The sequence below is a fragment of the Vibrio sp. 811 genome (assembly GCF_033339195.1).
The window spans coordinates 1-543 of sequence record NZ_JAWOUB010000833.1 but is presented as its reverse complement, the minus strand read 5'-3'; the positions used below and the strand labels follow the sequence as shown (position 1 = coordinate 543).

At 47.5% G+C, this 543-nt stretch carries 1 protein-coding gene; it reads right to left on the bottom strand.

Annotated elements, in window-relative coordinates; all coding sequences use genetic code 11:
• Positions 1 to 51: 51 nt before the first annotated feature.
• A partial coding sequence (locus R7Q46_RS29655; protein ID WP_318078650.1) for a VC2046/SO_2500 family protein occupies positions 52 to 543 on the bottom strand: 492 nt, incomplete at its 5' end.

The window sequence follows — 543 nt, the reverse complement described above, 5'->3', positions numbered from 1 at the left end:
TCACATTTCTGACGTGTTGATACTGCAAGCTGTTGGATGAAAAGCTGATCTCTATGCTTGAGCTTGGATCTGATACTGACGTTGAGCCGTCACTAGCTGATTGTAGAGGCCCGCATCAGGGATAAGGCTCTTGTTGCGCTCACCTAAAGTGCGGCGCTCATGGCCTGACAAATTATGATAAACGTCTTCAGGAAGATCGAACGTATCTTCTGGCAAGTAGGTTAGGGCGTCTGGTTTTAGGTAGTGGCTCAACTTTGCAGATGGCAGACCCGCATTATGGAATTGTTTCGCTTGTAATGCGGCGAGCTCGTAGCTGCTGCTATCGGAGCGCAAAGCTTGAGGCTGAGAGAGCCCAAACTGTTGACGAAGAATCTCGTCGCTTGTGGCCGTTTCTTTAATTTCTTCAACCGGTACGACATCTCGAACATCGTTTGAGAACATAGACAAAATCAGCGAAAAATCGGCACGACGACCTTCGTGAACAGCATGGTTGATACCGTTGCCGAACTGAATTTCGTTGATAATTGCTGCTTTGTCTAACGT